Origin of the sequence: Prauserella shujinwangii, from assembly GCF_003001955.1 — a bacterium.
Classification (GTDB): domain Bacteria; phylum Actinomycetota; class Actinomycetes; order Mycobacteriales; family Pseudonocardiaceae; genus Qaidamihabitans; species Qaidamihabitans shujinwangii.
In genome coordinates this window covers 168,866-191,428 of record NZ_PVNH01000007.1, presented here as the reverse complement: position 1 = coordinate 191,428, position 22,563 = coordinate 168,866, and the positions used below count along the sequence as shown (strand labels likewise).

Genomic DNA, 22,563 nt, shown 5'->3' with positions numbered 1-22,563 from the left:
TGCGCGCCTGGCTACCATGGCCCGCGTGAACCGGCCGGTACGCGTCGTGGTGGTGGACGACGACGCGCTCGTGCGAGCGGGACTGTCCATGATGCTCGACGGCGCCGCCGGGCTGGCGGTGGTCGGCGAGGCCGCCGACGGCGACGAGGTGCCGGGCGTGGTCGACGCGCACTCCCCCGACGTCGTGCTCATGGACCTCCGCATGCCGAGGGTGGACGGTGCCACCGCCACCCGGGCCCTGCGCCGCAGGCCGCGCCCGCCCGAGGTCGTCGTGCTGACCACCTTCGACTCCGACGACGACGTCCTGGGTGCGCTGCGCGCGGGGGCGAACGGGTTCCTGTTGAAGGACACGCCACCGCCCGAGATCGTCGACGCGATCCACCGCGTGGCGGCCGGCGACCCGATCCTGTCGCCCCGGGTGCTGCGCGGGCTCATGGACCGGGCAGTCGTCCATGCCGACTCCGCCCAGCGGGCCAGGACGGCTCTCGCGGAGCTGAGCCCGCGCGAGCACGCGGTCGTCCTCGCCGTGGCCCGCGGCCACACCAACGCCGAGATCGCCAGGGAACTGTCGGTGAGCGTGGCCACCGTGAAGGCGCACGTCTCGCACATCCTCACCAAGCTCGCGCTCGGCAACCGCACCCAGATCGCGCTGCTGGCGCACGACGCGGGACTCGCCTGAGCGCGGGCACCTCGCTCAGCGGCCACCGTCGACGGTGACTTCGAAGTGGACGGTACGGCCGGTGCGCGGGCGCGGCAGCCGGTGCGCCAGCGGGACCAGGACCCCGTGCAGCAGCGGATACTTCCGGCGCAGCACCCGCGCGGCGTGCCGGTACTCCGCCCCGTCCAGCAGCCGCATCCGCACGGGCACCGTGTCCCCGGGCAGCGCCCTGCCCCGCCCGGTGCAGGGCGCGATCTCGGCCCTCGGGTCCCGGCGCAGCCGCCTGGTCTTGAGCGAAGCCTCGAAGCTGCGCACGTAGGCGCGGTCACCGTCGACGGCGATGCTGACCGGGCTGCGGCCGGGGGTGCCGTCACGGCGGTACGTGGTGAGCGCGACCGTCTTCTGCCGCACGAACGGCGCGAGTCCGGGCACGGCAGCCGGCGACACCGCGCCGACGACGAAGCCGAGCGCCCGCAGCCGCAGCACGAGCGCGAGGGCGAGCAACACCGACGCGGCACCCAGCACCCACGCCTGCCACGGCGCCCCGCCCAGGTCGAGGTCGACGACGTGGTTGACCGTGTGCACGGTGTTGGCCAGCAGGAACCCGGCGAGCACCGTGGCGAGCGCGTCCGCCCAGACCAGCGCCAGCAGCAGGCCTGCCCCGAGGCCGAGCTGGAACGCCCCGAGGTCGTGCAGGAAGTGCACGTGGACCTCGAAGCCCGCGAACTCCGCGAAGGACGCGGGCGCGGCCAGTGACCACGCGCCCACGCCGAGTGTCGCCAGCCCCAGCACCCCGGTGGTGACCGTCCCGAACCATCGTCCTGCCGTCATCGTCGCCCGCCTTCCGGATTCCGCCCGTTCGCGTCCGAGCAGTGGACGGGACAGCCCGCCGGAACGTGACAGCGGCGGGAACCGGCCGGCGGCCGCAGAAGTCGCAGCCGGAGGATGTCGAGATCCGGCCGCCGGGTTCGACGTACCGGTAGAGCCGATGCGAAGGGAGCCCGACATGGACACCACCAACCACCGGACACTGGCCATGCTCCGCGCCGTCGCCGCAGGCCGCGGGCAGGTGTCCTGCAGCAGCGAACCGGACCTGTTCGTCGACGGCGTGCCGTGCTGCGACCAGTACGCGGCGCACGCGCTCACCCACGACGGGCTCGTCCGGCCCGGCCGCCCGGGGCTCGTCGGCCAGCGGGTTCCCGCGGTCCTCACCGAGGCCGGGCGGGTCCTGCTGGGCGGCACGGTGGCCGCCGCCTGAGCCGTCCCGCTGACCGTTGCACCCGGTGGAGTGATCTGCGCAACACTTCGGGCCGCCGTGGCGATACGCAGGACAGGACGATCCCCACGGCGAACGGAAAGGGTGACTGACGGCATGACCACGAGCACGAGGGGAGGCGAGCCTCGGGCGGCCGGTGGCGCGACGGCCGACGAGGCCGGGGAGCACACCGTGCCCGTCCCCGTCATGCGCGCCGAGCACCTGGACGACGACGGCTTCGAACCCACGATCGTGCGAGGCCGCGAGTAGCGGCCGCCGCCGTCAGCGGGCGTGCCGCGTCGAGCGGAGCCCCGCGATTTCGCCGTTGCGGAACGCGTCGATGAACAGCCGGTAGTCGTCGCGCACGATGCGGGAGTAGTCGAGTGCGAAGTCGCTGAGCCACGCCGTGAACTCCGCCTCGCGGCCGCTGATGACGTTCATGATCGCGTCCTCGGTCTGGAACGGCACCAGCGAATGGTCGGAGTCGGAGTCCGACACGCAGTGCACCTTCGCGATCGCACGGCCCAGGTAGTCGAGGACCGGCTCCATGTCCTCCGGCTCGGTGAGCTCGCTCCAGTCGAGGTCCGACTCGTACGGCGACAGCTCGCTGACCACGAAGCCGACCCCGCCCAGCTCCGTGTAGCCGAGCAGCGGGTCCGCGTGCGCCTGCAGCGCCCGCTGGGACACCGCGGTGCGGTGCCCGTGGTGGTGGAAGTACTCGTGGATGCGTTCGTCGGGCACCACGCGCGACGGCGCGGCGACGTTGCCCTGCTTGATCGAGAGGACGATGTCGTTGTCGAGCGCCTCGTTGCGGCCCTCGATGAGGACGTTGTAGGCGGGCAGTCCGGCGCTGCCGATGCCGAAGCCGCTGCGCCCGACGACGTCCTTGACGTTGTAGGCGACACCCCGCATCCGTTTGTCGGCGGGGATCGTGTCGAGGTAACGCGCGAACGCCTCGGTCACCAGCTCGCGCTCGGCATCGCCGAGCCTGCGCACCCCGGGCTTGTCCCGGAAGACGCGGTCGTAGCCCTCGGTCTCGGTGACCTCGTTGAGGAGGTCGTTGCGGCTGCCCAGGCGCGCCTTCTCCAAGATGTGCCGGATCACGCCCTCGGTGTTACCGAGGTGGAGGGAGAACTCCGCGTCGCCCTGCCGGGTCGCGAACTGGCGCACCTGGTCGACGTACGCGTTGCCTGCGTGCCGCACCAGGTGCTCGATCTCGGCGTCGGGCAGTGCCTTGCTCCAGCCGAGCAGCGCGACGCTCGCGGCGAAGCGTCCGAGGTCCCACGTGAAGTGCCCGAGGTAGGCCTCGTCGAAGTCGTTGACGTCGAAAACGAGCTTGCCTTCACTGTTCATGTACGTGCCGAAGTTGGCGGCGTGCAGGTCACCCTGGATCCACACCCGGCTCGTGCGGTCGTCGGCCCACGGATCGGGCAGCCGGACGACGTCGGCGTAGAAGAGGCACGCGCTGCCCCGGTAGAACGCGAACGGACCCGCGGCCATCTTGCGGAACTTGGTGCGGAACGCCGCCGGCGCGGCGGTCATCAGGTCGGCGAACGCGTCGACCAGTGTGTCGACGATGCGCCGTCGGCGAGCGGTGTGGTCCTCGGCGTCGAGCATTCTGGCCAGGTCGGTCATCTCGCGGCTGCCAATCAGGACGACTTCGGCGGTCCGCGCCGATCCTACCCTCGTCTCGCCGCCCCGCACGGAACAAGATCGCAACGATCCGGCGACTGTTGTCTTGCGCATCCCGGAGGGTTGCCACCTGACGTCCTCATAGGATGACCAAGGCAGCGGGCCGTCGTCTATCCATAAAGGACAGTCGTACATGACCTTCCGTAGTCTCCATCTCCACCCGTGTCAGTGGTGCACCTGACTCGCTACATCGCTAGCGTCGGTGGTGCTCACTTCGGCTGGGGAGAACCGATGACGGAGACGGTGGTTCCGGTATCGCCGAACAGGGTTTGCTGCGCCGGGCTGAGGAGTTCGCCGCACGGGTGGCGCGCGATCAGGCGTTGCTGCTGGAGACGCTGGCGGAGTATCGCCGGTTGCGAGGTGCGGCGCGGGATGTGGCGCAGGAGGTGGCGCTGGTGCTGGCGGTGACCGAGCGGGCCGCCGCCCGGCAACGCGCCACCGTGTCCGCCGGCTGCGCACCCGTGTCCGCGATCTGTGCACGCGTGTCCGCGACCTGTGGACGCGTGTCCGCATCGCGCGACGCAGGCACACGTGCGCAGGTCGCGGACACGGTCAGCCGTCGCCGAGCCGGTCGAGCGCGGTGAACAGCGGGCCGGTACGGCTCAGGCTGCCGAGCATCTCCTCCTCCACCTCGGCCACCCGGCCGGCGAGGCGCGCGTGCTGGGCGCGGCCGCGCGTGCTCAGGTGCACGCGCACGCGGCGGCGGTCGTCGAGGTCGACCTCGCGGTAGGCGGCCGCCACCGTGACCAGGCGGTCCACGACGCGCGTCAGCGTCGGCCCCGTCGCCAGCGTCCGCGCGGTCAGCTCCGACATCGTGAGCCCGCCCTCAGCGGCGAGCGCGTCGAGCACCAGCCACTGGTCGAAGGTGACGTTCTCGCTCCGGAGCACCTGCTCCACGCGCGCGGTCACCGCCCGCGCCGCCCTGGCCAGCGAGCTGCTCAGCCGCGGCCCGGCGGTGGCGTCGCCGGTGTCCCTGGCATCGCGTACATCCATCGGCCTGCCCTCACCCTTGCGCGGATTCCCTTCCGATTGTAAGACTTTCAGCTGAAACTGTTCCCGTCGACGGGGAGGCGGCCCGGCGTCCGTTCGGAGACCTCATGGCTACCGGCTCGGTCATCCGCGAGTGCGCGCTCTGGCGCGTCGCGCTGGTGATCCCGCTGCAGGGACCGGCCGGCCTGTTCGGCCCTTCCTGCGAGGCGATCACCGAGCTCGCCGTGCGCGAGCTCAACGCGCGCGGCGGGATCCTCGGCCGTGAGGTCACCGTCGAGGTCGTCGACGGCGGCGGGCCACCCGAGCAGGTCGCGGCGGAGCTGCGCGGGCTGGTGGACCGCGGTGCGGTGGACGCGGTGACCGGCTGGCACATCTCCTCGGTCCGCAACGCGCTCGTGCCGGTCCTGGCCGGCCGCGTGCCGTACGTCTACACGTCGCTTTATGAGGGTGGCGAACGCAGGCCCGGCGTGTTCTGTTCCGGGGAGACACCGCGCTGCCAGATCGCCCCCGCGCTGCGCTGGCTGCGCGACCACGTCGGAGCCCGAAGCTGGTTCGTCGTCGGCGACGACTACGTCTGGCCGCGCGGGTCGACGGCGGCCGTCCGCCGGTACGCGCACGAGCTCGGCCTGCGCATCGCGGGCGAGACGTTCGTCGGCCTCGGCACCGCGGACATGAGCCGCGCCGTCGACCTGGTTCGCCGGACGACGTGCGACGGCGTGCTGATGCTGCTCGTCGGGCAGGACGCGGTCGAGTTCAACCGGTGTTTCGCGGCCGCGGGGCTGCACGAGCGGCTGGTGCGGTTCAGCCCGCTCATGGAGGAGAACATGCTGATCGCCAGCGGGGAGGCGAACACGGCCAACCTGTTCGTGTCCGCGGGCTACTTCCGGTCGCTGGTCTCCCCCGGCGCGATGGACCTGCTCGGCTCCTACGTGGACCTGCACGGACCGACCGCTCCCCCGCTGAACAACGCCGCCGAGTCCTGCTACGAGGGGCTGCACACGCTCGACCGGCTGCTGCGCAGAGCCGGAACGCCCGATCTGCGCGCGCTGAACGCGGCGATCGACGGCACCGCGTTCGAGGGCCCCCGCGGCACCGTCGAGTTCCACGGCCCGCAGGCGAGCCAGCACGTGCATCTCGCCGTCGCCGACGGCTACGAGTTCGACGTCGTCACCCGCCTCTGAGCCCGTCCCGCGCGGACGGACCTTGACGGCCGCCGCCGGCCCAATTACTTTCATCTGGAAATACACCGATTGAAATCGATTCGCCGGTTCGGCGGAGACCCGGTCCGGGAGGCCACGATGAACAACGTCGGTCTGCTCTACGTCGGCGCCGTCCTGCTCGTGAACGGGCTCATGCTGCTGGGGCGGGTGCCCGCCAGGTCGGCCGGTGCGCTCAACCTCTTCGTCGGCGCCCTGCAGTGCGTCACGCCAACGGTGCTGATCGTGCGGGCGGGCGGCGACGGGGACGCGATCCTCGCCGCGTCCGGGCTGTACCTGTTCGGCTTCACCTACCTCTACGTCGGGGTGGCGAACCTCGCACGGCTCGAACCGGAGGGCGTCGGCTGGTTCTCGCTGTTCGTCGCCGGATGTGCCGTCGTCTACGCGGGACTGTCCTTCTGGCGTCAGGGTGATCCGGTCTTCGGCGTGATCTGGCTGGCGTGGGCTCTGCTGTGGACACTGTTCTTCCTCGTGCTCGGCCTCGGCAGGCAGGAGCTCACGCGGTTCACCGGCTGGGCCGTCGTCCTGCTCAGCCAGCCCACCTGCACCCTTCCCGCGTTCCTCGCGATGACCGGCGCGTACCGGTCGAACGCCGGGACCGGCCTGCTCGCCGCGGCGGCCGCCGTCGCGCTCGTCGCCCTCGCCGCGCTGCTCGCCCGCTCCCGCGGGGCCGAAACCGCCACCCCGGCGCCCGCCGCGGCCACCACCGCCTGACCTCCGCAGGACCCGTCAACAGAAGGAGAAACCCATGAGACACGGCGACATCTCCGCGAGCCCCGACACCGTCGGCGTCGCGGTGGTCAACTACAAGATGCCCCGGCTGCACACCAAGGCCGAGGTGCTCGACAACGCGCGCCGGATCGCCGAGATGGTCGTCGGCATGAAGAGCGGCCTGCCCGGAATGGACCTCGTCGTCTTCCCCGAGTACTCGACCCAGGGGATCATGTACGACCCCGGGGAGATGTTCGCGACCGCCGCGACCGTGCCCGGCGAGGAGACGGACATCTTCGCGGCGGCGTGCCGGGAGGCCGGCACGTGGGGTGTCTTCTCCATCACCGGCGAGCGGCACGAGGACCACCCCGCGAAGCCGCCCTACAACACGCTCGTCCTGATCAACGACCGCGGCGACATCGTGCAGAAGTACCGCAAGATCCTGCCCTGGTGCCCGATCGAGGGCTGGTACCCCGGCGACACCACCTACGTCACCGAGGGACCGAAGGGCATGAAGATCTCGCTGATCATCTGCGACGACGGCAACTACCCCGAGATCTGGCGCGACTGCGCGATGAAGGGCGCCGAGCTCGTGGTCCGCTGCCAGGGCTACATGTACCCCGCGAAGGACCAGCAGGTGCTCATGGCCAAGGCGATGGCGTGGGCCAACAACTGCTACGTGGCCGTGGCCAACGCGGCCGGGTTCGACGGTGTGTACTCCTACTTCGGGCACTCGTCGATCATCGGCTTCGACGGCCGGACGCTCGGCGAGACCGGCGAGGAGGAGTACGGCATCCAGTACGCACAGCTCTCGCTGTCCGCCCTGCGGGATGCCCGGACCTACGACCAGTCACAGAACCACCTGTTCAAGCTGTTGCACCGCGGGTACTCGGGCGTGCACGCGGCCGGAGACGGCGAGTCGGGTGTGGCCGACTGCCCGTTCGACTTCTACAAGCTCTGGGTGACCGACGCCCGGAAGGCCAGGGAGAACGTGGAGGCCATCACCCGCGACACCGTCGGCGTCGCGGAGTGCCGGGTCGGCTCGCTCCCGGTCGAGCGGACCCTGGAGGCGTGAGCATGCCGGCTGTGTCCGGAGTGGACCGATGCCGTACCTGACCGACATGTTCCACGAGCAGAACCGGCACCGGGCGACCGACACCGGGCCCGCCGGGTCCGCCGGAACCGCCGCCGAGGGAGACGCGCACGACCGGTCGCCCTCGGCGGTGGCCGCCCGGCTGCGGTCCCGGGTGCTCGGGCAGGACGACGCGGTGGCGGCGGTCGTGCGCGCCGTCACGCTGGCCCGCGCGGGCGCGCACGAGAAGGACCGGCCGCTCGCGAACCTGTTGCTGGTCGGGCCGACCGGCGTGGGCAAGACGGAGCTGGTGCGGCGGGTGGCCGCGGAGCTGCGGTCCGGGCCCGACGACCTCTGCCGGGTGGACATGAGCGCGCTCGCCCAGGAGCACTACGCGGCCTCGTTCAGTGGAGCGCCACCAGGCTACGCGGGCAGCAAGGAGGCGTTCAGCGTCTTCGATCGATCCACTGTGGAGGGGGATCCGTACACGCCGGGCCTCGTGCTGTTCGACGAGGTGGAGAAGGCTCATCCGACCGTCCTGCGCGCGCTGCTGCACGTGCTCGACACCGGGGTGCTGCGGCTCGCGAGCGGGCAGCAGACGATCTCGTTCCGCAACAGCTTCGTGTTCCTCACGTCCAACCTCGGCTCGGCCGAGCTGGCGCGGCGGCGGGCGAGCCGGTGGCGATGGCTCGCGTCCGGCCGCGAACGCGCGGTGGTCTCCCGGGCGGTGACCGCGTTCTTCGATCCGGAGTTCCTCAACCGGATCGACGAGGTGGTGGAGTTCGCCGAGCTGGACGCGGGCACCGCACTGGCGATCACCCGGTTGGAGATCGGGTCGCTCCGGCGCAGGTTGCGCGGTCGGGGGGTCCGGCTGGACCTCGCGGACGAGGCCGTCCGGTGGCTCGCCCGGCGCGGGTTCGATCCCGTCTACGGGGCCCGGGCGCTGCGCCGCTGCCTGCGGGTGGAGCTGGCCGCCCCGGTCGCCGCGGAGGTCCTGCGCGTGCGGCCCGAGGGCACCGGGCCGGTGCGGGTCACCGTCCAGGTCAGCGGTGACCGCCTGACCGCCGTCGCGCACCCGGTGGAAGCCGGCCCGCGCTCGTGAGTGAAGACCGCGGCGAGAACGAGGTTCCTCACGCACGAGGTGGGGCCGCCTCGGTGTGGATCACCGTCTCCGACCGCAGCGTGCGGTGCACCGGGCACCGGTCGGCGATCTCCAGCAGCCTGGCGCGCTGCTCATCGTCGAGGTCACCACCGTCGATCCGGATCACGCGGTCGATCCGGTCGATGCGGCCCGACGTCGTCTCGCAGTCCGCGCAGTCCGCCGCGTGGACACGCGAGTGCCGCAGGGACACGGTGACGCCGTCGAGCGGCCACCCCTTGCGGTCGGCGTACATCCGCACCGTCATCGACGTGCACGCGCCGAGCCCGGCCAGCAGGTAGTCGTACGGCGAAGGGCCACTGCCCGCGCCGGCGGGCGGCGGTTCGTCGGCGGTGAGCGCGTGGTGCCCCGCGGTGAGGTGCTGACCGTACGGCCCCGCCCCGCTCTCCGCGACGACGACGCGGCCCTCCTCCGGTTCGGCCGCCGCGGGTGCGGGCAGGTACCGCACCGCCCACGCCGTGAGCATCGACGCGGCGAACGCGGCGTCCGCCGTCCCGGTGAGATGGTGGTCGGCTCCGTCGAGCGCGAGGAACGAGCGGGGGTGGCGGGCAGCCTCGAAGATCTCCCGCGCGTGCTCGATACCGACCTCCGCGTCCACCGGCGAGTGCAGCACCAGCAGCGCCGCGCCGAGCCGAGCGATCCGGTCGGAGAGGTCGGCGTGCGGTGGACCGGACGGCGCGCCGATCGTGACCACGGCGCGGACGTCGGCGAGCCGGTGGGCGGCGGCGAGGAGTGCCGTACCGCCGTGCGAGTGCCCGACCAGCAGGGTGGGCGCCGCGTACCGGCGGCGCAGGCGCCGCGCGGCCGCGACGAGGTCGGCGACGGTGGCACCGAACCCGCGTTCGGTGGTGAACTCGCCTGGCCGGTCACAGGCGATGCGCAGCACACCGACGCCCGCGGCGGTCAGCGCGCGGGTGACGACCTCGGCCGCGGAGCCCGTGCCGGACGGCAGGCAGTGCACGAACAGGGCGTACGCGCGCGGCTCGGTGCCGGGCAGGTCGAGCCTGGCGGTCAGTGGCCTGCCCTCGGCCCCCTCGATCCGGAACGCCGTCATCGGCGGCCTGCCCTCGGTGCCGTCCTGGACGATCTCATCGCCCCATGGTGGCACCGCCACCGGCGCGCTGCCGGGAACGTGCTAGCCCGTGCCCGCGAGCGCCCTGTTGATCAGGTCGCCCGCCCGGTCGAGGCAGTCGGCGCAGATCGCGGCGCCGGCTTCGGGCGAGTGCATCCGGGTGAGCGGCCGCCGGAACCCGAGGAAGTCGCGGCGCTCGTACCTGCCGCAGCACTCGCAGGCGAGGTCGTCCGCCGAGCGGGTACGCACCACCCCCGTCCGCTCGCGGTCCGGCCCCGGCCTCCGGGTGGCGACCAGGCGCAGTCCGGTCTCCAGGCACGGTACGCAGATCGGGCCCCGAGGACCGGGGAACCGGGGCTCGCCCGCCACCGGCACGCGGGCGCAGAACCGGCAGCCCAGCTGCCTGCGCGGGTTGTCGCTTCCGGTCGGCACTGTCCCACTCCGCTCTCGGTCGGTGTCCGGCGCGGAGTTCCCACCCGGGCCGGGCCCAAACCCCGCATCGGCCCAGTGTGCCCGCAGGCGGGCGGCGGGCACACTGGGCCGATGCGGAAGTTCTCCCTCGACGCCCTCGCCCGCGAGCTCCTCGAACGGGCCGCCACCTCGTCCCCCGCCCGCAGCGCCGACACGGTGTACGGCGGGCACGAGCACGTGCTGCGCCAGACGGTCATCGCCCTGCTCGCCGGCGAGACGCTCGCCGAGCACGAGAACCCCGGCGAGGCGACGATCTTCGTCCTTCGCGGCCGCGTCCGGTTGCACGCGGGGGAGGTGGCGTGGGACGGCAGGCACGGCGATCTCATCGTGGTCCCCCAGGCGCGGCACGGCCTGGAGGCGCTGGAGGACTCCGCCGTGCTGCTCACCGTCGCCAAGCTGCCCTGACGCCGGTACCGGATTCCCGCGACGAGGGGCCGTTCGTCCCTACCCCCGCGCGCCGTCCGCCCGCACCGTGAACAGTGGCACGAGCGGGTGGAGCGGAGGACGGACGTGTCGGTACGAACGGGAAACGACGTCACCACGCGGCTGCCCGCACTGGACACGCTGCGTGCGGTGCTCGTCGCCTGGATCATCGGCGGGCACGCCCTGCTCGGCTACTCCGCCATCGGCGGCTGGGCCTACGACGAGGTCAACGAGGTGTCCTTCACCGCGCAGGCCGAGCTGGTGCTGCTCGCGCTGCTCGGCCCGTCCGCCCTGTTCGTGCTGGGCACGTTCTTCCTGCTCGCCGGGCTGTGCACGCCCGCGTCGTTCGACCGTCGCGGCGCGCGCACGTTCGTCCGCCGCCGCCTGCTGCGGCTGGGGGTGCCGTTCGCGGTCAGCGTCCTGGTCCTCTGGCCGCTGCCCGTCCTGCTGGCCTACCGGGCGGCAGGCCGCGACGTGTCGTACGGCTGGGTGCTCACCGGCCGGGACCGCTTCCTCGACTCGGGCGCCCTGTGGTTCGCCGTGGTGTTGCTGCTCTTCTCCCTCGCCTACGCGGCGCTGCGGTCGCTCCGCCGCCCCGCCGGGGACCGCGCGCCCGTCCCCGTCACCGGGTGGCGGCTGGCCGGGCTGGCGGCCACGCTCACGCTGGCCACGTTCACGGTGCGGCTGTGGACGTCGGCACGGGAGACCGACGTGCTCGACCTGCACCTGTGGCTGTGGCCGCAGCTGGGCGTCATGTTCGCCTTCGGCATCGCGCACGCCCGCGGCGGGCTGGCCGCCCACGTCCCGGACCGGCTCTACCGCGGCTGCGGCCGGACCACGGCGGCGGTGGTGGCCGCGCTGCCGGTCCTCGCGCTGATCCTCGCCGGAGCCGACCTCACCACCGGCGCGGCACCGTTTCTCGGCGGCCCGCACTGGCAGGCGCTCGCCCTCGCCGGTGTCGAGGCCACCCTGGTCGTGGCGGGATCGGTCTGGCTGCTCGGGCTCGCGCAACGCAGGCTCGCCGCGTCCGGACCGCTGCGGACGGCGGCCGGACGCGGCTCCTTCGCGGCGTTCGTGCTGCAGGGCCCCGTGCTGCTCCTGCTCGCGGTGGCGCTCCGCCCGTTCGCGCTGCCCGCGGAGATCAAGGCACCACTGGTCGGGGCACTGGGCATCGTGCTGTGCTTCGGGCTCGGCCTGCTCGCCGTCCAGCGGACCCCGCTGCGCCGGATCCTCTGATCACGACGCCAGCAGCCGCTCCACCCGCCGCAGCGACTCCCGCACGTTGGCCTCCGCGGTGAGCTCCGCGGCCTCCCCCGGCGTCAGCCAGCGCAGCTCCGCGCCGGGCCGTTCCGGCCGGATCGCCTCCGGCTCCGCTGTGGTCAGCGTGAACCGCAGGTCGGCGTGCTCGTGCGCGGGCTCGGCTCCCTTCGCGGGAACCGGCACCACCGCCACGTGCAGCAGGTCCGCGGCGGGCCAGGGCTCCAGGTCCGCGAGCCCGGTCTCCTCGCGGCCCTCACGCAGCGCGACCTCGACGGGATCGGACTCACCCGGATCGCCGTGCCCGCCGACCTGCAGCCACGACCGCTGCCGGGCGTGCCAGCGCAGCAGCACCCGCCCGCTGTCCGGATGCAGGACGAACGCGGACGCGGTGACGTGCAACGGGAGGGATCTCGCCCACGGGTCGCCGGTGCTCGCCAGCAAGGCCCGGACGCGTGCGACATCGGCCGCCTCGGCGGCGTCGTGCGGCCGGTAGGGCGTCAACAGATCGGTCAGTGTCACGGCCCGGCACCGTAGCCGCTCCCGGCGACGGCTGTCTCATCAATTACAACCGCGTTCGCGGCCAGTGAGCCACCGGCATCCCTTACGGCCTCTCGGCCGCCGTCGTTACTCCGTTAGCCGTACATACTTCTGTCTCAACGCAGCATAAGTACGGTCATATCGACCTTAGATATTTACGTACGGACCAAAAGTAATTAACGTGCCATCGCGGATCCTCGGCACTGGGAGGCGAGGCAGCGTGGGTGCAACGACGCGAAGGCTGACGCGAAGCACCACCGGCGCTTCGGCCCGGCCCTGCGACGCCACGACGACACCTCCCTCCGCGCGGGCCCTCCCGACGGCCGGCGCGCCGAAAGTCCTCTTCGGACAAATCTGTCCCTTCCGGCCGCCCGGTTCCGGGCAGGCCGCCGCTGGTCCCCGAGCCGGTGCCCGGGGAAGACCGAATGGAGACGCATGACCGACGAACGCCTTCAGGAGGAACCGCCTCGCCAGGCACTGTCCAGACGGTCGATGCTCGCCGGTGCCGCGGTGGGTGTCGTCGCTCCCGCGATCGGCGTGGGGCTCGGTGCCGCTCCCGCCGCCGCCGCGCCGGGCAACCGCAGACAGCGCCAGGGCGAGACTCGCCGCATCACGATGTACGCCGAGGAGCTGCCCAGCGGCGACATCGGCTACGGCCTCCGGCCGGGCGGGGCCACGGTCCCCGGACCGGTCCTCGAGATGTACGAGGGCGACACCCTCGAGATCGACCTGGTGAACAACACCGACCACCGGCTGTCGATCCACCCGCACGGCGTGGACTACAGCGTGGACTCCGACGGCAGCCCGATGAACGCCTCGTTCAACCTGCCCGGGGAGACCAAGCGCTACGTCTGGCGCACCCGCGAGCCGTTCAAGCGCAACGGTGTCTGGATGCCCGGCAGCGCGGGCTACTGGCACTACCACGACCATGCGATGGGCACCCCGCACGGCACTCAGGGACTGGTCCGCGGCCTGTACGGCGCGCTGATCGTGCGCCGCGAGGGCGACCTCCTCCCAGACCGCCAGTTCACCGTGGTCTTCAACGGCATGCACATCAACAACAGGATGGCGCCGCACACCCCGATGTTCGAGGCACGGCACGGGGAACGCGTGGAGTTCGTCGCGATCGGGCACGGCGACTTCTTCCACACCTTCCACCTGCACGCACACCGCTGGGCGGACAACCGGACCGGCTTCCTCAGTGGTCCGGACGACCCGACACCCGTCGTCGACAACAAGGACCTCAACCCGGGCAGCTCGTTCGGCTTCCAGGTCATCGCGGGCGAGGGCGTCGGCCCCGGTGCGTGGATGTACCACTGCCACGTCCAGAACCACTCTGACCAGGGCATGGCGGGCATCTTCCTGGTCCGCAACGCCGACGGCAGCATGCCGCCCGGCGCGCAGGACGCGATCGACCGCTTCCACAACCACTAGTCCGGGCCACATCACGATGAAGGAGCAGGCATGGGACGAAGAGGACTCTTACGCCCGCGCGGCGGTGGGCGGGCACGGCCGAATCCGCTGCACCGCACGCTGATCCTGGCCACGAGCGCCGCGCTCACGGTCGGCCTGATGGCCGCACCGGCGCTCGGCCAGCCATCCGGGCCAGGGCGGTCCGGCGACCAGGCACGCGCCGCCCAGACGGCGGAAGAGCCGAGCGCCGTGCGCGTGCTGGTCTTCCACGGCGACCCGGCGGCGCAGGACGACCCCGTCGCCAAGGCCACGGCGACGATCGAGGAACTGGGGGCACAGCACGGCTTCACCGTCGACGCGTCGACGGACCCCGCCGTCTTCACGGCGAAGAACCTCGGCAAGTACCGCGGCGTGGTCTTCCTCTCGGCACAGGGCAAGGAGCTCACGTCGGGCCAGGAGAACGCCCTCAAGGAGTACGTCCGCGACGGCGGCGGGTTCCTCGGCATCCGCGACGCCGCCCGCGCTCAGGAACGTTCCGAATGGTTCACCGGCCTGATCGGCACACGGCCCGTCGGCAACCTGCCCGATCCCGCCGAGGTCGCCGAGGTCACCGCCTCCGCGGAGAACCCGCCCAACGAGATCGCGGTCAACCTGGCGGACGGGGACACCAGCACCAAGTGGCTGGCGTTCGAGCCGACGGCGACGATCACGATGCGGCTCGCGGAACCCGCCGTGATCTCCCAGTACGCGCTCACCTCGGCCAACGATTTCGCCGGCCGGGACCCCAAGGACTGGACCCTGCGCGGATCGGCCGACGGGCAGAACTGGACCGACCTGGACAGCCGGTCGAACCAGGATTTCCCGGACCGCTTCCAGACCCGCGACTACCGCATCGACGGCAACACCGAGCCCTACCAGCACTACCAGCTCGACATCACCGCCAACAGCGGCGACGGCCTGACCCAGCTCGCCGAGCTACAGCTGTTCGCGGGCGAGTCGACCGAGCCGCCGCCGGAGGTCGAGGTGCAGGAGGCCACGGTCAGCGTGGTCGACCGGCAGCATCCGGCGAACGAAGGACTCCCGCTGACCTGGACCCGGTCCGACCGGTGGCTCAACTGGTCGCCCAACCCGATCGGTGAGGTCCACACGGTCGCGCAGGTGCAGGAGCACACCTACGACCCGGGTGAGGGCGCGAACGGGCCGTTCCACCCGATCTCCTGGTGCCGCGACTACGAAGGTGGCCGGTCCTTCTACACCGGCATGGGCGGCACCGACGGCAGCTACGGGGAGCCGCGGTTCCGCACGCACCTGCTCGGCGCGCTCCAGTGGACGACCGGCGTGGTCCGCGGCGACTGCCAGGCCACGATCGGCTCGAACTACGAGATCGAGCGGCTCACCGCGGAGAACCAGGAGGGTCAGCTCGACCAGATCGGCGAGCCGCACGGCCTGACGATCGCGCCCGACGGCACGGTGTTCTACGTCGGCAAGGCGGCGTGCCCGTCCGGCCCCATCGTGTCGTGGGAGGACCCGAACGTCGGTCTCGGCTGCGGAACGATCCACCAGTGGGATCCGGAGACGAAGAAGGTCAAGCTCCTGACGACCCTCGACGTCATGGGCAACCGCGGCAGCGGTGGCGAGCTCGTCAAGAACGAGGAAGGCCTCGTCGGCATCGCGCTCGACCCGGACTTCGCGGAGAACGGCTGGATCTACGTCTACTGGATGCCGCACGAGTCCATCGACCGGGACAAGCGGATCGGCAAGCGCACCATCTCCAGGTTCACCTACGACTTCGGGAAGCAGTCGATCGACAAGGCGACCCGCAAGGACCTGCTGCAGTGGGACGCCCAGATCCACAGCTGCTGCCACGCCGGCGGCGGGATGACCTTCGACAACGAGGGCAACCTCTACATCGGCTCGGGTGACAACAACTCCTCGCAGGGCTCCAACGGGTACTCGGGCAACAACTGGGAGAAGGACTACAAGGGACTGTCGTTCCAGGACGCCCGGCGCACGTCGGGTAACACCAACGACCTGAACGGCAAGATCCTGCGGATCCATCCCGAGGACGACGGCACGTACACGATCCCCGAGGGCAACCTGTTCCCCGAGGCCGACGACCCCGGGGACAAGACCCGGCCGGAGATCTACGTGATGGGCGTGCGCAACATCGCCCGGCTGCACTACGACAAGAAGAACGACTGGCTGACCGCCGCCTGGGTCGGCCCGGACGCCTTCGAACCGAACCCCGAGCTGGGACCGGCGAAGTACGAGACCGCGACGATCATCACGTCCGCGGGGAACCAGGGCTGGCCGTACTGCATGGGCAACCGGCAGCCGTACCGCGACCGCAGCAACACCGACCCCAACGTGCTGACCGGGTGGTACGACTGCGACAACCCGAAGAACACCTCGCCGCGCAACACCGGACTGGTGGACCTGCCCCCGGTGCGGGACAACATGATCTGGTACTCGCCGGGCGGCGGTGGCCCGGTGTTCCCGCCGCGGGACGACGGCAGCGGCGTGCCCACCTACAAGAAGGAGGACGCCACCTACACCCAGCCCTACCTCAGGGGCGGCGGGCAGGCCATCATGGACGGCCCCACCTACCACCGCTCCCAGGTGAACACGGACTCCGGCGTGGCGTGGCCGGAGTACTGGGACAACAAGTGGTTCCTCGGCGACCAGTCCAACCCGCAGAACCGGGTCGCGGTCACCGTGGACCCCGGCAAGGTCGCTGAGCACGCGCCACCGGCCTTCGGCGAGTCGCTGCGGCACATCATCCGGGCCGGCGGCGACAGCAACGAGCTGCAGAGCTGGATGGACGCCAAGTTCGGCCCGGACGGCGCGCTGTACCTGCTCGACTACGCGGGCGGGTTCTTCAGCCTGGACGACAACCAGAAGCTGATCCGCGTCACCTACCAGGGCGGGCCTGCCACGCCCGCGCCCACCGCGAAGGCGACCGCGGTGCAGAACAAGCCGCTGACCATCGGGTTCAACGGCGCCCGTTCCGGTGGCGTGTCGTACCACTGGGACTTCGGCGACGGCGCCACGTCGACGGAAGCCAACCCGCGGCACACCTACGCCGCGGTCGGCGAGTACACGGCCACCCTGACCGTGACCTACGCCGACGGAGAGAAGGCGACGAAGAAGGTCGACGTCACCGTGGACTGCGCGGTGCCGGACAAGGGCGAGAACGTCGACTTCCGCGACACCGACACCGGCGTGCCCAACCGGACGGCCGCGGGCAGCTGCACGATCGACGACCTGATCGACGACGAGAGCACCTGGCCCGGCCACGGCGCGTTCGTCGACCACGTGCGGGACGTGACCGGCCAGCTGCAGCAGGACGGCGTGCTCAGCAAGAAGGAGCGCAACACGCTCGTCAGGGCCGCCCGCCAGTCGGACATCGGCAAGGAGGGCGACCGCGGGTACGAGGCGCTCTTCGACGGCACGGAGGAGTCCCTCGACGGCTGGCAGCAGGCCCCCGGCGGGCGCTTCGAGCTGCGGCCGGACGGGTCCATCCGATCGCAGGGCGGGCTCGGCATGCTCTGGTACTCGGCGGAGGCGTTCGGTGACTTCTCGCTGAAGCTGCAGTTCCGGGACATCGCCCCCGAGGGTCATCGCGCGAACAGCGGCGTGTTCGTGCGGTTCCCCGACCCGAGGACACCGCTCGACCAGCGTCCCGGCAGCAGCTGCGGCACGCGTGGCTCCGCCCGCGACTCGCAGGCATGGGTGGCGATCTACTGCGGGCACGAGGTGCAGATCTACGACGGGGAGTCCGGTGAGCCGCAGAAGACCGGGTCGATCTACAACTTCGACCAGGTCTACCACGGCCGGGCCGGAGTGACGCCGAAGAACCAGTGGAACGACTACGAGATCCGGGTCGTCGGGCAGCACTACACGATCATCCGCAACGGCAAGGTGATCAACGAGTTCGACAACACCCCGGGCAAGCAGTCGTCGCGTGCCAGTGACCCCTCGACCGACCTGCGCCAGTTCATCAGCGGGTACATCGGGTTGCAGAACCACGGCGACAACGACCTGATCGAGTTCCGCAACATCCGGGTGCGGCAGCTCTGACGGCTGCCGGGGCGGTGCGGACGGCCGCCGACGACCGTCCGCACCGCCCCGGCCGAGACCGCGGGCGCCGCTCACGCGGCCCGCACCACGAGGAGTGGAGAATTCTGATGATCCAGCGATTACTGGCGGCCGTCCGGGGCCGCCGCCCGAGATCGGGGCGTGCGCTGATGGTCACCGGGCTCAGCGCGGCACTGGCCGCACTGTGGCTCGTCCCGGTGTCGGCGACCCCGCAGGGAATCCAGTCCACCGCCGCGGCACAGGAGCAGGTGCTGACCTGGACCGCGGACGACAGCATGACCGAGTACGCCTCGGTTCCCACCACCGCCACCGCGGGACCGGCGACGATCGTCTTCGAGAACAGCGAGGCGACCGGCAACACGACCGGGATGTCCCACACGCTCACCTTCGACACCTCGAACCCGGAGTACAACTCCGACGTCAACCTGAACATCGTCGCGAGCCCCTTCGACGCGAACGGCGGCAGGCACGAGGTGCAGGTGAACCTCACCCCCGGCAAGTACCGGTACTACTGCGCGATCCCCGGGCACGGCGAGATGGCCGGCGTGCTCACGGTCACCGAGGACGGCGGCAACGAGGACACCACCCCGCCCGAGGTGAGCGCCCAGATCACCGGCGACCAGAACGCCGAGGGCGACTACATCGGCTCGGCCACGATCACTCTGGACGCCCAGGACACGGGTTCCGGTGTGGACAGTATCGAGTACGAGATCGACGACACCGGGTTCCGGCCCTACGACGGCCCGGTGACCGTCGACGAGCCGGGCGACCACACGGTGCAGTACCGCGCCACCGACCTGGCCGGTAACACGTCGGAGCCCGGTTCCACGCCGTTCCGGGTCGTGGAACCCTCGTCCGAGGACACCACCCCGCCGGAGGTCACCGCCCAGATCACGGGCGACCAGGACGACAACGGCAACTACATCGGTTCCGCCACCGTCAACCTGGACGCGCAGGACGCCGGCTCCGGTGTCGCCACCGTCGAGTACGACCTGGACGGCGCGGGCTTCCAGGCCTACACCGAGCCGGTGCAGGTGACGGAGGAGGGCGAGCACACGGTCGCCTACCGCGCGACCGACAACTCCGGCAACACGTCCGAGACCGGCACGACGACCTTCACGATCACGGCGCCGGACCCCGAGGACACCACCCCGCCGGAGGTCACCGCCGAGGTCACCGGCGACCAGGACGACAACGGCAACTACATCGGCACCGCCACCGTCGCCCTGTCCGCGACCGACGCCGGATCCGGTGTGAACGTCATTCAGTACGATGTGGACGGTGGCGGATTCCAGCCCTACACCGGTCCCATCACGCTGGAAGGCGCCGGGGACCACACGGTCACGTACCGGGCGACCGACAACTCCGGCAACACGTCCGAGGACGGCTCCGTGATCGTCACCATCGTGGAACCGGCACCTGAGGACACCACCCCGCCGGAGGTCACCGCCGAGGTCACCGGCGACCAGGACGACAACGGCAACTATGTCGGCACCGCCACCGTCGCCCTGTCCGCGAGTGACGCGGGATCCGGTGTGGACACCGTGTCGTACTCCGTGGACGACGGTTCGTACGGCCCCTACACCGAGCCCGTGGTCGTCTCCGAACCCGGCGAGCACACCGTGCGCTACCGCGCCACGGACAAGGCGGGCAACACCTCCGAGATCGCGTCGGTGAGCTTCACCGTCGTGGAGGTGGACCCGGGCGACACCACGCCACCGGAGGTCTCGGCCTCGGTCGTCGGGCCCCAGAACCACCAGTGGAACTACGTCGGCATGGCCACCGTCACCGTCTCGGCCAGCGACCCCGGCTCCGGGGTGCGTTTCCTCCGGTACTCCCTCGACGGCGGCTCGTACACCGCCTACGGCGAGCCGTTCGTGGTGAACACCCCGGGCGACCACACGGTGCTCTACCACGCGGTCGACCAGGAGGGGAATCGCTCTCCGGACGGGAAGCTGACGTTCACGGTGGTGGCCGAGGAAGGGGACGCCTGCCCGGCCTCGGACATCCGCGACACGGTCGTCATCGACGGTCACGACACGACCGTGCCGAACGTGGACACGGGTAACGGGTGCACGATCAACGACCTGATCGACGAGAACGGCGACTACTCCGGCCACCGGGAGTTCGTCCGGCACGTCCGGCAGGTCACCAGGGACCTGAGGGCGGACGACGTGCTCTCCAAGGAGGAGCAGCGCCGCATCATCAAGGCCGCCGAGCAGTCCGACATCGGGAGGTGACCCCTCACCCCTGACCGCGAAGCAGTGAAGGCCACCTTGAGTGCGTTGGACGCACTCAAGGTGGCCTTCACTGCACGGGTAGCGGTGGGTGCTCAGGAGCCCTCGCGCTCGGCGGTCCGTTCCTGTTCCCGTTCCTCGATGCGCTGTGTCTTGCGCACCACCGGGGACGTGTCGAGCAGGATGATGCCCACGAGCAGCAGTACCAGCCCGAACGACGTCCCGGTGAGCGCGAGCGCCCCGGTGCGCACCGTCTCCCCGAACAGGCCGACACCGAGCGCGATCGACACCAGCGGCAGGGTCGCGTCCATCACCGGCATGCTCGCGGCGAGGGGCCCCGCCTGGTAGGAGTTCTCCACCAGGAACATCCCGAGCAGGCTCACGACGATGAGCGCGTAGGGCTGCCAGGTCGTGAACGCCCCCCACACGTCCTTGCCGAGCAACGCGATCGTCGCCGCGAAGATCGACGACTGCAGCGCCATCACCGACGCGCCCGCGAAGGCGAACAGCGACGCCCGCGCGGGCCCCCGCACCAGCCGCCCGGTCACGACCGAGCCGGTGGCGAGCACCGTGATCCCGCCCAGCGCGTAGGCCCACAGCTCGATCGGCGGCAGCGGCTCCCCCTGGCGCGGGTAGGCGGACACGATGCCGACCACCAGCCCCGTCACCACGGCCCCGACGGCCAGCCACTCCCTGGCACCCAGCTTCACGTCGCGCAGGCGCACCGAGATCGGCACCGCGAACAGCATCTCCGAGACGATCAGCGGTTGCACCAGCGCGAGCGGTCCCTTCGCCAGCGCGATCGCCTGGAACCCGTACGAGGCCACCGCCGTGGCGATGCCGGCGAGCCATCGCTTGTCCTTGGCCAGCGACAGGATCAGCCTCGGGGAGAACTGTTCCCGCTGCGGCCGGGCGCTGGCGGCGCGCTGCTGCAGCAGGCCGGTGGCGGCCAGGCACAGGCCCGCGGCCAGCGCCGCGGCGGCGGAGATGATCGTGTCGGTGATCGATCCCATCGACGGACCTACCCTTCGTCCCCTTCCGGCCGTCCCGGGCCCGCCGGGGCTGCGGTCAGCCGGTCGGCGCGGACCCGCAACCTGGCCGCCTGTTCGTCGATCCACCGCTCCTGCTCGGCGAGCTCCCGGTCGCGGCGCAGCAGGTCCGCGCGCTCCCGTTCGGACACCCGGTGGAGCTTGGCCAGCTCGGCGTCCCGGTGCCGGCGCAGGTCCGCGCACAGCCTGCCGAGTTCCTCGACGCCCTCCGTCACGCGCCGCGCCGCCGGTCCGGGCCGCCGGGCCCGTTCCGCCTTGGTCAGCTCACGCGTCAACCGCGCCGCGATGCGCGTGGCATGCCCGACCTCCTGCCTGCGCACCAGCTCGTCGAGCCTGCCGGTGACGAGACGGGACGTGGTCAGCAGGGAGATCCCCACGATCATGGCCGCGAGCCCGGCGAGGGCGACCACCAGCCGCGGCGGCTCCGTCCGGACCTGCCCGCCCAGCACGGCGATGCCGACCGCGATGCTCGCCAGCAGTTCGGTGGTCACCACCGCCGGGTAGGACGCGGGCAGTGGCGCCGTCTCGTAGGCGCTCTGCACGAGCAGCATGCCGAGCAGCGCCACCGCGACCACCGCGTAGCCGTTCCACGTCACCAGCAGGGCGAGCACGCCCGACCCGGTGAGGATCCGCACGGCCGTGTGCGTGAGCGCCGCCTGCAGCCCGTACAGCGCGCCCGCTCCCGCGCCGAGCAGCACGGCCCTCCGGGCGGGCCCGAGCCTGCTGGCGACGACCGCCAGCGCGATCGCGAGACCGACGATGATCCCGCCGCCCAGCGCCCAGCGGCCGTCCGGCACGCCCGCCTCACCCTTCACCGGCTCGGCGCTGAGCAGGAACCCGATGATGCCGAGGCAGACCGCGGCCGTGCCGATCCAGTCCCGGCCGGGGATCCGCTGCCTGCGCCACAGCGCGGCGAGCGACAGCGCGAACACCAGCCGCACCACGAACACCGTTTCCACCACGGTCACGCTCCCGGTGCCGAGCGCCGTGGCCAGCACGAGGTTGCCGACGAGCGAGGTGCCCACTCCCGCGAGCCACAGCGGCCGCTGGGCGAGCCAGACGAGCAGCTTCGGGGAGAGGTTGTGCTCCGGCGGCGCCTCGGCGGCGGCGCGCTGCTGGATGACCGAGCCGGTACCGAGGATCAGCGCCGCCACGGCACTCAGGGCGTAGACCATCGCACCTCCGGCTCGATAGGTCCGTCCGGCGTGTGGGGTTCCCGGATCGGCCAGGGAGAAACGGCCCGGGTTTG

At 71.4% G+C, this 22,563-nt stretch carries 21 protein-coding genes; 12 read left to right on the top strand and 9 right to left on the bottom strand.

Annotated features, from left to right (window positions below; all coding sequences use genetic code 11):
* Nucleotides 1–16: 16 nt before the first annotated feature.
* Complete coding sequence (locus B0I33_RS18185) at nt 17–679, top strand: response regulator (protein WP_106179994.1); 663 nt, start codon at nt 17–19, stop codon at nt 677–679.
* Between the two features lie 15 nt (nt 680–694).
* Here B0I33_RS18185 and B0I33_RS18180 read toward each other — a convergent pair whose 3' ends face one another.
* Nucleotides 695–1,489: a PPOX class F420-dependent oxidoreductase gene (locus tag B0I33_RS18180; RefSeq protein ID WP_106179993.1), complete on the bottom strand. Its 795-nt coding sequence runs from the start codon at nt 1,487–1,489 to the stop codon at nt 695–697.
* A gap of 175 nt (nt 1,490–1,664) precedes the next feature.
* Between B0I33_RS18180 and B0I33_RS18175 the strand changes: the two genes are divergently transcribed.
* Entirely contained in the window at nt 1,665–1,916 is a 252-nt protein-coding gene (locus tag B0I33_RS18175; RefSeq protein WP_181193349.1) for a hypothetical protein, read from the top strand.
* A 114-nt stretch (nt 1,917–2,030) separates the two neighbouring features.
* Entirely contained in the window at nt 2,031–2,183 is a 153-nt protein-coding gene (locus B0I33_RS30005; RefSeq protein ID WP_181193348.1) for a hypothetical protein, read from the top strand.
* A gap of 12 nt (nt 2,184–2,195) precedes the next feature.
* Here B0I33_RS30005 and B0I33_RS18170 read toward each other — a convergent pair whose 3' ends face one another.
* The 3 genes from B0I33_RS18170 to B0I33_RS18160 all read right to left on the bottom strand — a co-directional run bounded on the left by B0I33_RS18170 (nt 2,196) and on the right by B0I33_RS18160 (nt 4,598).
* Entirely contained in the window at nt 2,196–3,548 is a 1,353-nt protein-coding gene (locus B0I33_RS18170) for a DUF2252 domain-containing protein (protein ID WP_106179992.1), read from the bottom strand.
* Nucleotides 3,549–3,814: 266 nt separating this feature from the next.
* Entirely contained in the window at nt 3,815–4,036 is a 222-nt protein-coding gene (locus B0I33_RS30000; RefSeq protein WP_181193347.1) for a hypothetical protein, read from the bottom strand.
* A gap of 121 nt (nt 4,037–4,157) precedes the next feature.
* Nucleotides 4,158–4,598 (bottom strand): MarR family transcriptional regulator, encoded by a 441-nt coding sequence (locus B0I33_RS18160; RefSeq protein ID WP_106179990.1) that lies wholly within the window; start codon nt 4,596–4,598, stop codon nt 4,158–4,160.
* Between the two features lie 104 nt (nt 4,599–4,702).
* Between B0I33_RS18160 and B0I33_RS18155 the strand changes: the two genes are divergently transcribed.
* The 4 genes from B0I33_RS18155 to B0I33_RS18140 all read left to right on the top strand — a co-directional run bounded on the left by B0I33_RS18155 (nt 4,703) and on the right by B0I33_RS18140 (nt 8,697).
* A complete protein-coding gene (locus B0I33_RS18155) occupies nt 4,703–5,776 on the top strand; it encodes a substrate-binding domain-containing protein (protein ID WP_106179989.1) in 1,074 nt (357 codons plus the stop codon).
* Nucleotides 5,777–5,893: 117 nt separating this feature from the next.
* Nucleotides 5,894–6,526 (top strand): AmiS/UreI family transporter, encoded by a 633-nt coding sequence (locus B0I33_RS18150; RefSeq protein ID WP_106179988.1) that lies wholly within the window; start codon nt 5,894–5,896, stop codon nt 6,524–6,526.
* Nucleotides 6,527–6,560: 34 nt separating this feature from the next.
* Nucleotides 6,561–7,598: an aliphatic amidase gene (locus tag B0I33_RS18145; RefSeq protein ID WP_106179987.1), complete on the top strand. Its 1,038-nt coding sequence runs from the start codon at nt 6,561–6,563 to the stop codon at nt 7,596–7,598.
* A 28-nt stretch (nt 7,599–7,626) separates the two neighbouring features.
* Entirely contained in the window at nt 7,627–8,697 is a 1,071-nt protein-coding gene (locus B0I33_RS18140) for an AAA family ATPase (RefSeq protein ID WP_106179986.1), read from the top strand.
* 28 nt (nt 8,698–8,725) lie between these two features.
* Here the strand turns inward: B0I33_RS18140 and B0I33_RS18135 are convergent, their stop codons facing one another.
* A complete protein-coding gene (locus B0I33_RS18135) occupies nt 8,726–9,868 on the bottom strand; it encodes a bifunctional alpha/beta hydrolase/OsmC family protein (protein ID WP_245900796.1) in 1,143 nt (380 codons plus the stop codon).
* Nucleotides 9,869–9,889: 21 nt separating this feature from the next.
* On the bottom strand, nt 9,890–10,258 hold the full coding sequence (locus B0I33_RS18130; protein WP_245900795.1) for a hypothetical protein: 369 nt from the start codon (nt 10,256–10,258) through the stop codon (nt 9,890–9,892).
* A gap of 111 nt (nt 10,259–10,369) precedes the next feature.
* Between B0I33_RS18130 and B0I33_RS18125 the strand changes: the two genes are divergently transcribed.
* Both B0I33_RS18125 and B0I33_RS18120 read left to right on the top strand, forming a co-directional pair.
* A complete protein-coding gene (locus tag B0I33_RS18125; protein WP_106179985.1) occupies nt 10,370–10,702 on the top strand; it encodes a cupin domain-containing protein in 333 nt (110 codons plus the stop codon).
* Between the two features lie 105 nt (nt 10,703–10,807).
* Entirely contained in the window at nt 10,808–11,956 is a 1,149-nt protein-coding gene (locus B0I33_RS18120) for an acyltransferase family protein (RefSeq protein WP_181193346.1), read from the top strand.
* Here B0I33_RS18120 and B0I33_RS18115 read toward each other — a convergent pair whose 3' ends face one another.
* A complete protein-coding gene (locus tag B0I33_RS18115; RefSeq protein WP_181193345.1) occupies nt 11,957–12,499 on the bottom strand; it encodes an NUDIX hydrolase in 543 nt (180 codons plus the stop codon).
* Nucleotides 12,500–12,952: 453 nt separating this feature from the next.
* On the opposite strand from B0I33_RS18115, the gene B0I33_RS18110 reads away from it, so the two are divergent.
* From B0I33_RS18110 to B0I33_RS18100, 3 genes are all read left to right on the top strand, one after another.
* Entirely contained in the window at nt 12,953–13,951 is a 999-nt protein-coding gene (locus B0I33_RS18110) for a multicopper oxidase domain-containing protein (RefSeq protein WP_106179983.1), read from the top strand.
* Between the two features lie 30 nt (nt 13,952–13,981).
* Nucleotides 13,982–18,010 (top strand): ThuA domain-containing protein, encoded by a 4,029-nt coding sequence (locus B0I33_RS18105; protein ID WP_106179982.1) that lies wholly within the window; start codon nt 13,982–13,984, stop codon nt 18,008–18,010.
* Between the two features lie 107 nt (nt 18,011–18,117).
* Nucleotides 18,118–20,268 carry an OmpL47-type beta-barrel domain-containing protein gene (locus B0I33_RS18100; protein ID WP_106179981.1) on the top strand — a complete coding sequence of 717 codons (2,151 nt, stop codon included), beginning with the start codon at nt 18,118–18,120 and terminating at the stop codon, nt 20,266–20,268.
* A gap of 92 nt (nt 20,269–20,360) precedes the next feature.
* Here B0I33_RS18100 and B0I33_RS18095 read toward each other — a convergent pair whose 3' ends face one another.
* Both B0I33_RS18095 and B0I33_RS29695 read right to left on the bottom strand, forming a co-directional pair.
* The gene (locus B0I33_RS18095; RefSeq protein ID WP_106179980.1) at nt 20,361–21,278 is read right to left on the bottom strand and encodes a DMT family transporter; all 918 of its coding nucleotides are present in this window, start codon (nt 21,276–21,278) and stop codon (nt 20,361–20,363) included.
* 8 nt (nt 21,279–21,286) lie between these two features.
* Nucleotides 21,287–22,489 carry a DMT family transporter gene (locus tag B0I33_RS29695; protein WP_146147520.1) on the bottom strand — a complete coding sequence of 401 codons (1,203 nt, stop codon included), beginning with the start codon at nt 22,487–22,489 and terminating at the stop codon, nt 21,287–21,289.
* Nucleotides 22,490–22,563 lie beyond the last annotated feature (74 nt).

Coding starts and splice junctions, on each gene's coding strand:
- B0I33_RS18185 (WP_106179994.1), top strand. CDS start 17: ATGGCCCGCGTGAACCGGCCGGTACGCGTCGTGGTGGTGGACGACGAC.
- B0I33_RS18180 (WP_106179993.1), bottom strand. CDS start 1,489: ATGACGGCAGGACGATGGTTCGGGACGGTCACCACCGGGGTGCTGGGG.
- B0I33_RS18175 (WP_181193349.1), top strand. CDS start 1,665: ATGGACACCACCAACCACCGGACACTGGCCATGCTCCGCGCCGTCGCC.
- B0I33_RS30005 (WP_181193348.1), top strand. CDS start 2,031: ATGACCACGAGCACGAGGGGAGGCGAGCCTCGGGCGGCCGGTGGCGCG.
- B0I33_RS18170 (WP_106179992.1), bottom strand. CDS start 3,548: ATGACCGACCTGGCCAGAATGCTCGACGCCGAGGACCACACCGCTCGC.
- B0I33_RS18160 (WP_106179990.1), bottom strand. CDS start 4,598: ATGGATGTACGCGATGCCAGGGACACCGGCGACGCCACCGCCGGGCCG.
- B0I33_RS18155 (WP_106179989.1), top strand. CDS start 4,703: ATGGCTACCGGCTCGGTCATCCGCGAGTGCGCGCTCTGGCGCGTCGCG.
- B0I33_RS18150 (WP_106179988.1), top strand. CDS start 5,894: ATGAACAACGTCGGTCTGCTCTACGTCGGCGCCGTCCTGCTCGTGAAC.
- B0I33_RS18145 (WP_106179987.1), top strand. CDS start 6,561: ATGAGACACGGCGACATCTCCGCGAGCCCCGACACCGTCGGCGTCGCG.
- B0I33_RS18140 (WP_106179986.1), top strand. CDS start 7,627: ATGCCGTACCTGACCGACATGTTCCACGAGCAGAACCGGCACCGGGCG.
- B0I33_RS18125 (WP_106179985.1), top strand. CDS start 10,370: ATGCGGAAGTTCTCCCTCGACGCCCTCGCCCGCGAGCTCCTCGAACGG.
- B0I33_RS18110 (WP_106179983.1), top strand. CDS start 12,953: ATGACCGACGAACGCCTTCAGGAGGAACCGCCTCGCCAGGCACTGTCC.
- B0I33_RS18105 (WP_106179982.1), top strand. CDS start 13,982: ATGGGACGAAGAGGACTCTTACGCCCGCGCGGCGGTGGGCGGGCACGG.
- B0I33_RS18100 (WP_106179981.1), top strand. CDS start 18,118: ATGATCCAGCGATTACTGGCGGCCGTCCGGGGCCGCCGCCCGAGATCG.
- B0I33_RS18095 (WP_106179980.1), bottom strand. CDS start 21,278: ATGGGATCGATCACCGACACGATCATCTCCGCCGCCGCGGCGCTGGCC.
- B0I33_RS29695 (WP_146147520.1), bottom strand. CDS start 22,489: ATGGTCTACGCCCTGAGTGCCGTGGCGGCGCTGATCCTCGGTACCGGC.